The organism is uncultured Dysosmobacter sp. (assembly GCF_947631165.1).
Classification (GTDB): domain Bacteria; phylum Bacillota; class Clostridia; order Oscillospirales; family Oscillospiraceae; genus Oscillibacter.
Genome location: NZ_CANRKH010000068.1, coordinates 1 through 9,888, shown reverse-complemented (window position 1 = coordinate 9,888; position 9,888 = coordinate 1). Strand labels below are relative to the sequence as shown.

General features: G+C 53.7%; 8 protein-coding genes and 1 pseudogene. 2 read left to right on the top strand and 7 right to left on the bottom strand.

Annotation, left to right across the window (positions count from 1 at the left end):
• The first annotated feature begins 84 nt into the window (after positions 1-84).
• Positions 85-1,284, top strand: a complete 1,200-nt coding sequence (locus Q0Z69_RS15955) for a reverse transcriptase domain-containing protein (protein WP_298035395.1) — start codon at positions 85-87, stop codon at positions 1,282-1,284.
• A gap of 219 nt (positions 1,285-1,503) precedes the next feature.
• Positions 1,504-2,694 (top strand): annotated as a pseudogene (locus tag Q0Z69_RS15950) (IS256 family transposase).
• Between the two features lie 280 nt (positions 2,695-2,974).
• On the opposite strand, the gene Q0Z69_RS15945 reads toward Q0Z69_RS15950, so the two are convergent.
• The 7 genes from Q0Z69_RS15945 to Q0Z69_RS15915 all read right to left on the bottom strand — a co-directional run bounded on the left by Q0Z69_RS15945 (position 2,975) and on the right by Q0Z69_RS15915 (position 9,624).
• Positions 2,975-3,253, bottom strand: a complete 279-nt coding sequence (locus Q0Z69_RS15945) for a hypothetical protein (RefSeq protein ID WP_298035394.1) — start codon at positions 3,251-3,253, stop codon at positions 2,975-2,977.
• Entirely contained in the window at positions 3,240-4,151 is a 912-nt protein-coding gene (locus Q0Z69_RS15940) for a metallophosphoesterase (RefSeq protein ID WP_298035393.1), read from the bottom strand. The genes Q0Z69_RS15945 and Q0Z69_RS15940 overlap by 14 nt, the downstream gene beginning before the upstream one ends.
• 44 nt (positions 4,152-4,195) lie before the next feature.
• Positions 4,196-5,812, bottom strand: coding sequence for a tyrosine-type recombinase/integrase (locus Q0Z69_RS15935; RefSeq protein WP_298035392.1), 1,617 nt, complete (start codon positions 5,810-5,812; stop codon positions 4,196-4,198).
• Positions 5,776-6,978, bottom strand: a complete 1,203-nt coding sequence (locus tag Q0Z69_RS15930; RefSeq protein WP_298035391.1) for a site-specific integrase — start codon at positions 6,976-6,978, stop codon at positions 5,776-5,778. The genes Q0Z69_RS15935 and Q0Z69_RS15930 overlap by 37 nt, the downstream gene beginning before the upstream one ends.
• 31 nt (positions 6,979-7,009) lie before the next feature.
• A complete protein-coding gene (locus tag Q0Z69_RS15925) occupies positions 7,010-7,312 on the bottom strand; it encodes a DUF6809 family protein (RefSeq protein WP_298035390.1) in 303 nt (100 codons plus the stop codon).
• A gap of 141 nt (positions 7,313-7,453) precedes the next feature.
• Complete coding sequence (gene mobP3 / locus Q0Z69_RS15920) at positions 7,454-9,217, bottom strand: MobP3 family relaxase (protein ID WP_298035389.1); 1,764 nt, start codon at positions 9,215-9,217, stop codon at positions 7,454-7,456.
• Entirely contained in the window at positions 9,205-9,624 is a 420-nt protein-coding gene (locus Q0Z69_RS15915; RefSeq protein WP_298035388.1) for a hypothetical protein, read from the bottom strand. The genes mobP3 and Q0Z69_RS15915 overlap by 13 nt, the downstream gene beginning before the upstream one ends.
• Positions 9,625-9,888 lie beyond the last annotated feature (264 nt).

Below are 9,888 nucleotides of genomic sequence, written 5' to 3'. Positions count from 1 at the left end.
TACAAATCTGGGAGGATATTATATTATTTATGAAAGGGTCTCATTTCAGAAATTTCCCCTTGACAAATGTTATCTGAAGATAAATTGGATGACAACATCCAGGTCATTTCCCGAAAAGTACTGTCTGGCTCCTATAAATTCACTCGATATAGAGAAGTCCTAATTAGCAAAGGGCGGGGAAAAGAACCGAGAGTTATTTCCATCCCTACTATTCGAGACAAGTTAGCGTTATCGGCATGTCACCAATTTCTCCAGTCTTCTTTTGGTGACATAATTGAGGAACCTCTACTTCATACAATTGTCGGCAATATCACACAAGAGGTGCTTTCTGGGTGCTTTAACGGTTATGTCAAAATTGATATCACACATTTTTATGCATCCATCAACCATCAACTGCTCCTAAAAAAAGTTAAAAAGAAAGTTCGAAAAGTTGAGGCAATCCACCTTATAGAAGAAGCTATAACTACTGAAACAATTGCACGAGTCGGTTCTGTTTCAGCAAAAAGGAAAAACGACCGGGGAGTTCCTGAAGGCTTATCTATTTCCAATATTTTAGCAGACATTTATCTATCTGATTTAAAAGAAAAAGTATGTGCGCAGTTTGATGTATGCTTTTATCGATATGTTGATGACATTCTGATTCTTTGCACTGCATCTCAATCGGAAAGAATTAAGGAATTCTGCACAAAAATACTTAAATCCGATTTTGATTTAAATGCAAATGAAAAGAAAACTACGTCGGGCAAAATTTCGGAAGGAGTTCCTTTTCTTGGATATATGTTTTTCGACAACAGGGTCGGAATTCGTCCTTCCGCCGAAGAAAAACTGGAGGCATCCATAGAAGAACTATTCCGTATGCGAAAAAGACAAACTATTTCGCAACAGGTGTTTATATGGCGGTTAAATCTTAGAATTACAGGATGTATACTTGATTCAAAAAAGTATGGTTGGTTATTTTATTACTCGCAATTGACCGATTTAAAAATACTTTTTCATCTTGATTGGTTGATTAACCATCTATTTTGTCGATACGGTTTTCCGAAGCTTAATGAGATCAAAAGATTTGTTCGGACATATTATGAGATTACAAAGAATGTCAGCAATTCAAACTATATTATCAACGCAGACAAGTATTCTGCGGAGGAAAAAACGAAAATTTTATCTGAAATATATGAGCAAGAGTCTTTTGATAAAAAAGATTTCAAAACGGTTGACAATCTATTTAAAGAAGCCATGTTCAAGGAAGTACAGCGACTCGAATACGATATACAGAACTTTTCTTGATTTAAAAATATGAGAGCTGGCGCAGAATACCTGTGCCAGCCCTTATTTATTTCCCAGTCCTCTTCGCCTCCGTAATCTCTGCCTGAAAGGTATCGTCAAGGGCCTGAGATAAGGTACAATAAGTTGCGCAAATAGAAAAAGGTATAAAAAGAGACATGATTTGCAGATCTCTGGTAGAATGAAGTTGCGACACAAACATTCGAAAGGAGACAGCAAACCATGTCCGAAAAGATTGTACAGTTTAATGAGGAAATTATCAAGAGTCAGATCAAAGAATTAGTCCGCGGCAGCGTGGAGGAAACCCTCAACGAACTACTGGAAGCCGAAGCGGAGAAACTCACCCAGGCAGCCCGCTATGAGCGCAATGAGACCCGTCAGGGATACCGCAGCGGTCACTACGACCGGAACCTCACCACTACCTCCGGAGACGTTACGCTCCACGTACCTCGCCTCAAAGGTGTTACCTTTGAGACTGCCATCATTGAGCGTTACCGTCGTCGTGAAAGCAGCGTAGAAGAAGCGCTCATAGAGATGTACCTCGCCGGTGTCTCGGTCCGCCGCGTAGAGGATATTACTGAGGCTCTGTGGGGCAGCAAGGTGTCTCCGGCCACCATCAGCTAACTGAATAAGAAAGCCTACATTCACATCGAAGATTGGCGTAACCGTCCTTTACAAGGCGGCAAGTATCCATACGTTTATGTGGACGGCATCTACCTGCGCCGAAATTGGGGCGGCGAGTACGAAAATGTTGCGATTCTGGTGGCAATCGCTGTAAATGAGGATGGATATCGTGAGGTTTTGGGTGCAGCTGAGGGCATGAAAGAAGATAAGGCCAGTTGGGCCAGCTTCTTCCAATGGCTGCGGAGCCGAGGTCTGGACGGAGTAAAACTCGTTATTGGTGACAAATGCCTGGGCATGCTGGAGGCCGTGGGAGAGGTGTTTCCTGAGGCTAAGTACCAGCGCTGCACGGTCCATTTCTACCGCAACGTGTTCTCCGTTGTCCCTCGTTCCAAAGTGAAACTGGTGGCTAAGATGCTCAAGGCGATCCATGCCCAGGAGAGCAAAAAGGCTGCCCGCGAAAAGGCAAAGACCGTTGTTGCTCAGCTGCGCGAAATGAAGCTGAAAGAGGCTGCCAAAAAGGGAGAGGACAGCGTTGAGGAAACTCTGACCTACTGTGACTTCCCGTCTGAGCACTGGACTCGAATCCGAACCAACAATGTTATTGAGCGACTTAACCGGGAGATCCGCCGGCGTACTCGTGTGGTGGGAACTTTTCCGGATGGCAACTCTGCTCTGATGTTGGTCTGTGCCCGGCTGCGCCATGTGGCCGGTACTCAGTGGGGCAACAAGAAATACATGAATATGAAGCATTTAGAGACGGCTTTTGTGGACGTCTCTATTGCCAGCTGACCTCATTTGGCCGGAGTCTGCAAACTATTTTGCGCATAAAGCTTGACAGTACCGGGCCTGATGCACAGAATCATTGGATTTGTCGACCTGATATCATTTGAACTCAAACTCCAGCCGTTCTTTGGGCTGGCCAGTGTACTGCCTGGACTCTTGGAGCCACCGCTCCATACCCGCAACTTCCTCCTGAAACTGCCGGTGGCTCTTCTTTCGCTTTATCTGCAGGAAGAGATAGTACCGCTTCTACAAGGTTTTCACTTTGAGTGGAAACTGAATAACCGCCTTATCGATCATTACCATCCAGTTCGTTCTGGCAGATTTCATCGCCCAGGATCGCCAAATAGAAAGTATATCGGGTAAACTCCTTGAGTGGTATCTGAATCATCTGCCAATAGAAGATGGCTGTGCCGACTCCCACTCTCATGCAGCCCATAAGGGCGGCTTTGACACCTGTTTTCATGTTATCTATATGCACTAAATTTTGAAAAGCCAACGGTATCCAGTTGTCACTCTCCATGCAGGCCGTGACAGCGGGCCGTTGGACCCAGTCAGGTACTTTCATCCAGAAGCCCCAGTGCCTCCACGATCTCCGCCTGACGGTGGAGTTTAGCGTCTCGCTCCCGCTCTTTTTCGATAGAGAGAGTATGGGGAATGAGTGTATAGTCCTCAAACATAAACCGGAGCTTGTTGACTTGCTTTTCTGTGTGGTAGTGTCCGCAGTACCACCGCTCGTAGTTGAGTCTGGATTCGATCCAGTCCAGCCACTCCTCCGTGGATTTGTCCACGGTACTCTGGTCCAGCCCTCGTAGGAATACCTCCAGCGGCTCATATTTCAGGGGACATGTGTGGGAGAGGACAATGTCGATCTGCCAGTTTCGCTGCTCCAATACCGACTCCACCTTCTCCCGGATTTCTTCTGATGGCTGTTCGTCCGGCCACCAATGCAGGCCCCGCTCCAGGTGGTACCACTTGTCCACGCTGTAAGCGCCACCAATCGCAAGACAACTGTAGCCGCAGAAGTCGTAGACCTCTCCGTCTATGGCAAAGACGATATTGGGGAATTGCGGCTCCACCCAGACCGCTCCGCCATGGTAGGTGCTGCACTGATACCCTATGGCCGGTGCGGGCCTCTGCTCATGGTTGCCGTGAATGCAGAAGAACGTGCAGGGCAATCGGGCCAACTGCGCCTTCTTTTGCTGATCCCGAAAGTCGCCGAAGTAGTTGAGCCCCACATCGCCCAGGATAATAAACGTATTCTCTTTCTCTACTTTCTGCCGGTAACAGAATGCCTCCACACGGTCGAATCGACCGTGGGTGTCTCCGGTCAGATAGACGATGCGCCGCGGCTCAAACACCTCGGCCATATGCTGCCGGACTTCTTCCGCTGTATAGTACCGGTCACACTGTGCACCCTCTTCCAACATTTGAATAAGTTCTTTTTCGGCCTGTTCCCTCGTCATGGCGTTACTCCTCTCAAGCGGAACTGCTCCTGTATTAGAGTGTATCATACATCCTTTTCCCACGCAATTTGAACTGCGCCGCCTCCCTGCCCAGCCACCATTTCTCTTATCATCTCATACCACTTGGCCACCGTATGTCGGTTCACTCCAGCCCCTTTGGCAATCGTGCTCAGGTTTGTTTCCTTGGGATGGAACTTCATATACCCCCAGATCTGCTTCTGCTTCTTGGTGAGCTTGTCCGGCGGGGTGATGCCGCGCATTTGGTCCAGGAGCAGTTTCCGCTCGGCCTGCATCTCCCGGATCATCACCTTCAGCTTCTCCTCGCACTCTTCACGGGTGTGGGCATAGACGCATTTGGAATGCTTGGTGCCGTCCGGCCATGTGGGGGAATAGCGCCCCTCAAACAGGTGGTCGTTGATCTCGGTAATGCACCCGGTGCCTGGTTTCCGAATCCGTCCCAGCACAGGCTGAAAGTCGGTTATCCGGAGCGGCTCAGGCTGGGCGGTATCCTCCTGCACCTCGTTTCCCAGCCCACGGTCAATCTTGGCCGCCGCCTCGCTTTGCATCTTCCCGGTGATGTGGGTGTAGATATCCAGGGTGGTGGCCGCCGACACATGGCCCAGCATGGCGGAGAGCGTTTTCACGTCCATTCCGTTCTCCAGGGCCAGGGTGGCGAAGGTATGGCGCAGATCGTGGAAGCGAACCTTCTTACACCCGGCCCGCTCCAGAATGATTTGAAGCCGCCTGCGCACCGCTCCGGGGGACATGGGCGTGTCATCTTTTTTCGCAGAAGGGAACATCCACCGGGAATCCGCCGTTTTTCGGTACTCCCGGAACACCTCCACCACTGCGGGCGGCAATACCAGCCTGCGGATGGAGGCTTTGGTCTTGGGCACGCTCAACTGAAGCTGCCCTTTCACTTCATAGACCTGCTTGTTCACCGTCAGCGTCCCGGTCTCAAAATCCAGGTCATCCCACTGGAGGGCCATCAGTTCGCCCCGCCGCAGACCGGTGCACAGGTCCAGCAGGAACAGTTCGTAGTAGCCCTCGGCCTGGGCCTGGATGAGGAACCGCTGGAGTTCTTCCCGTCCCAACACCTGCATCTCCCGGCCCCGCTTTGGCGGAAGCTTGCAGCCCACAGCCGGATTGGTCCGAATCAAGCCCTCCTGCACCGCTTTGTCCAATGCCGCGCGACAGGTGGCGTAGCAGCCCCGCACCATGGAGTCAGACAGCCCCTCGCCGAATTGCTTGGTGCGGATGAGCCGCCCGCCCTTCTTCAGCCAGGCGTAGAACTGCTGAAGGTCTTTCTGAGTCAGCTGATTCAGGGGGATCTTCCCCAGATCCGGGATGATATGCTGATAGATCTTCCCCTCGTAACATGCCTGAGTGGTGGGCCGGATCTTGGGCTTGATGTAGTTCTGATACCAGAAGTCCAGCCACTCCCCGAAGGACATATCCGGTTGGATCTTCTCTGACTTGGAGCCGACCACTGTTTTCATGAGCTGTTTCAGCTTTTCCTGGCACTCCCGTTTGGTTTTGGCTAGGACGTTTTTCGTCTTGGGCAGGCCCTTTTCATCGTAGCCGATGACCGCCCGGCCCTCCCAGCGGCCGTCCTTCCGCTGCCTTACGGTTCCGGTGACGTTTTTGCGTCTCTTTGCCACGGTTTCAGCTCCTTCCCAAAGATATTTTCCAGAAAGCCGCCCACGATATTGCTGGCAGTCTTCTGCATATCTGGCGTCACATGGGTGTAGGTGTCCAGGGTGAAGGAGGCGTTGGTGTGGCCCAGGATACCGGACAGCGTCTTTGCATCCACCCCACTGGTGAGAGCGTGGGTGGCGAAGGTATGCCGCAGATCGTGGAACCGGATACGGGGCAATCCGGCCTCTTTCAAGATCTGCTTCATCCAGTAGTAGGCAGCGCTGGGACGGACCGGCTTCTCCGGGGCCAGCGGTTCCGGGAAGATCCACTGGCTGACGGCGTGCTTCTTTCGTTCCTTCAGACGCTGAACAGTGCTGGGCGGCAGGCGGATGGTCCGCCTGCCCTGGCTGGTCTTGGTCTCGCCGATCTCCAGCACCCCTGCTTTGGGGGCGTTCACCGAGCGGACGATCTTCAGCGTCCCGGCGCTCTCGTCGAAGTCCTGCCACATGAGGCCGCAGATCTCACCCCGACGCAGGCCGGTGGTCAGCTCGGTGTAGAAGAAGTCCCGCCAGACTTTGTTCCCATCCACCGCCGCCAGGAAGGTGTCCATCTGTTCCCGTGTCAGGATCTGCTTCGGCTTATAGCTGGCCTTGGGCACGGTAGCTCCGTCGGCGGGGTTCTGGGGGATGACGTGGGCGGCCTCCGCATCCTTTAGACAGCGGTGGAGCATGGCGTGGATGCGGAGCACCATTGTGTCGGACAACTCGTAGCCGTGCTCCGGATGGTTATGGACACGGCCCTCTTTTTTCAGTTTTGTATACAGCTTCTGAATGTCCACCCGGGTAATGCGGGAGACCACCTTGTCCCCCAGATAGGGCTTGATGTAGCACCGGATGTACTGCTCATAGCTGCGCAGAGTGTTGGGCCGCAGGGTATCTGCGGCGTAGTCTTCCATCCAGCGGTCCAGCCACTCGCCCAGAGTCATGCGGCTGTCCTCGGTGAGCTCCGCATCCTGGTAGACCTCCATATCCCGGTGGAGTTTGTCCAGCAGTTCCTTCTGGGACCTGGCCAGTACATACCGGAAGATGGGCTCTCCGTTCTGCTTGTGGCCCACCACGATGCGGCCCTCCCAGCGGCCATCATCACGCTTTCGCACCATGCCATCGCCAGATGGCCTGCGCTTACTCATCGATCTCACACTCCTTCCTAAAGTGAATCTTTTATGAGATTTCGGGTGCTTCCATGATCCGCCGAGCCCGGTCCTCCTCGTCATCGTCGAAGGAGTAGGGCTCCAACTCCCCGGCGATACCCAGGGCCAGTTGGAATCCGGCGATGAAACTCTCCAGCGCGGTCCGCTCCTGCCACAGCGATTGGGCGTTGGCCAGCTTCAGCAGGAGCTTGCGCTGTTCCCGGTCCAGAGTGGCTTTCAGTGCCTGCTCTGCCTGTTCCATCTCCTGTTCTTCTTCCGTGTTTTCCGGCTCCCGGAAGAACCGCTGGTGCAGGGCCTTCATGTAGTCGTTCATGTGTGCCGCCTCCTTTTCCAGCAACACACAATACCCGAACCACATCCCAATAGCTACCCCCAATGAGAACTATTTTCAAAAAGTTATCATTTGCGGCCGGGTGCCTTTATCTTTGAATCTGCATCGCAGATTCTGATACGCCTACATCCCGCCCATGGTCATGTTCCAGTCGCCATGCTGCTGTTCCTCATGGTCATCCGGTTTGTGCCCCATGGCGATCTTCTTCTCCTGAATCCTTCTGCGCAGCTTGCGGTCCGCCTGCTGGCCCACTGGGGCGGCAGGCGGTACGGAGTTCTCACGAAAGATCTGTCCCATGTGGTGGAGCAGCTTTGTGGCCGCCAGGAAAACGCTGGGCCTGCGGATCTCGTCAAAGCGGTCTAGGAAGAATTGGGCGTACTCATTCCCATGTGCCGCCGCCTCGCAGAACCAGCGGTATGCCTGCTCCCGGTCCTGCTTCACATCGTCTCCCATGAGGTACAGCTTCCCCAGGGTGTACTGGGCGTACGGGTTTCCCAGTTGGGCAGAGGCAGTCAGGTATTCCAGCGCTCTGGGCACATCCTTTGGGACCTGTTCGCCTTGGAGATACAGCTTGCCCAGCCGATAGGCAGCATAGTGGCTGCCGCTCTGAGCGGCCTGCTTCAGCCAGTGGAGCCCCTCGTCCGGGTCCCGAATCTCTGGATCGTCGGAGAGGAGCAACTTGCCCAGCGCATACTGTGCCGCCTCTAATCCCTGCTCTGCTGCCAGCGTGAACCAGTACCGGGCGTTAAACCAGTCCGGCGTCAGCAGCGGGCCGTCACGCCACAGCTTTCCCATGAGATACTGCGCTTGCGTTTCGCCGTCCTCCGCCAGACGCTGCAGCCGCGCCACGGACTCGTCTCGCTCCGCCATAGGCAGATCATCATTCTGAACGACATCCCGCAGTGCCCAGAAGTCATAGGAGATACCCGCAGTTTCCTCCGGCTCATCTTCCATCGCAATACTCTCGTCCTCGAAGGTGACCACGCCCAGGCGGATGCGCTCTGCTTCCCGGATGACCGCGTTTTTGATCTGCCGAAACTCCTTCTGCTTGGACAGCGGCGGACGCTGACGTTCCCGCTCCGCATAGTAGTCATCCACCCGGCACTGGAGTGTCCACCATGCTTCATAGCATTCGTTAACCACCGGAAGCCGCTCCATCTGATCTACGATCTCGTCCACGGTTTTCTTGACAGACTTGGGCAGGTAGCCGTAGGACTTTTTTCCTTTGACCGTTTCCAGCTGCGCCGCCAGCTCCTGCATGAGTCGCTCCACATCCGGAAAATCGCAGATGCTGTTTTGCATCTGGCGTGCCAGCTCCCGCATGGCTTTGCGAGCCTGACGCACCAGTTCATCCCTTGATGATGACTTCTGTTCGTAGAGATGAAGCATCTCCATGTGGAAGATATCGTTGGTCAGCTCGGATTTGATCTTGCGGATGCCATCCTTGTTGAGATACGCCTGCCCTGGCTTTACCGACCATGCCATCATATGGACATGGGGATGCGCGCCCTCATTGTGGAATGCGGCGTACCAGCGGAAGTCCTTGGGCGGGATGTGCATCGCCGCGGCGATGTCGTTGCGGTGGGTGCGGAGGAGATTGCACCACTGTGGAGCATGATCGTATCCCAGGCGCTCCGCATCTTCACGTTTGAGCGAGATGATGTGCGTCCAGATGTTGCCTGGGTAGTTGTTCAGTTCCTCCATGGCAGCATCCAGATCTACACTGTCCTCGTCACCAAACAGTCCGTGGGACCGGGGACGCTCCGCCATGTACGCCATGTAGCCGGAGGGCAACAGTTCCACGCCGTCGCGGGTCCCGATGTACTTCAGGTAACCTCCTGCGCCCTTGCCCTGGATGTAGGGACTCTTCACAATCAGCCTTGCCACGGATCATCGTCCTCCCAGCTCTCACGCACCCGCTGCTCAAACGAGATGCGGCCATTGGTCCGCTTCACATTTTTGACGCTCACCGCACGCCGGCGGCGCAGGTCGTCTTCGCTGAACCGATAGCTGTCCGCAAGTATGCCGGAGAGCATATCCAGCTCCACCGCCTGTTTGAAGGACAGTGTTGCCAGCCGATCTTCCATCTTTCCGAGGCGGCCATCCACATAAGACTTGATGGAGGCTGGAAGGAACAGCCCCGCGTCGTTGGCGCTGAGGTAGTCCAGGTAGAAATCGACGGCCCGCTCAATAAATCCGGTAAGGCTCCGGCTGCCCTCCTCCTGACACCGCCGCTCCAGACGCGCCTTTTTCTCTGGCGTCAGGTAGAAGGCGATTTTCTCTTTTCTATTCAAAACTGGCTCCTTTCCGGGGTGTGACCCCTGCTTTTTTCTTGTGGGCGTGGGCTTTCGGGGATGATGACCCTACAAGTGCCAGCATGGCCCGGATTTTGACCCCATTTCCGATACCCGCGAAAACCCCCGTAACTGTCCGCACTGCGGGCAGATGTGACTGGCAAAGGAGGCACATTTGACTCCTTGCCTTTATCCTGCTATAATTTCGACCAGGGTAGAACTCCGCAAGAATATCCATTAGTTATGCACCGTCTGTTTCAGCAC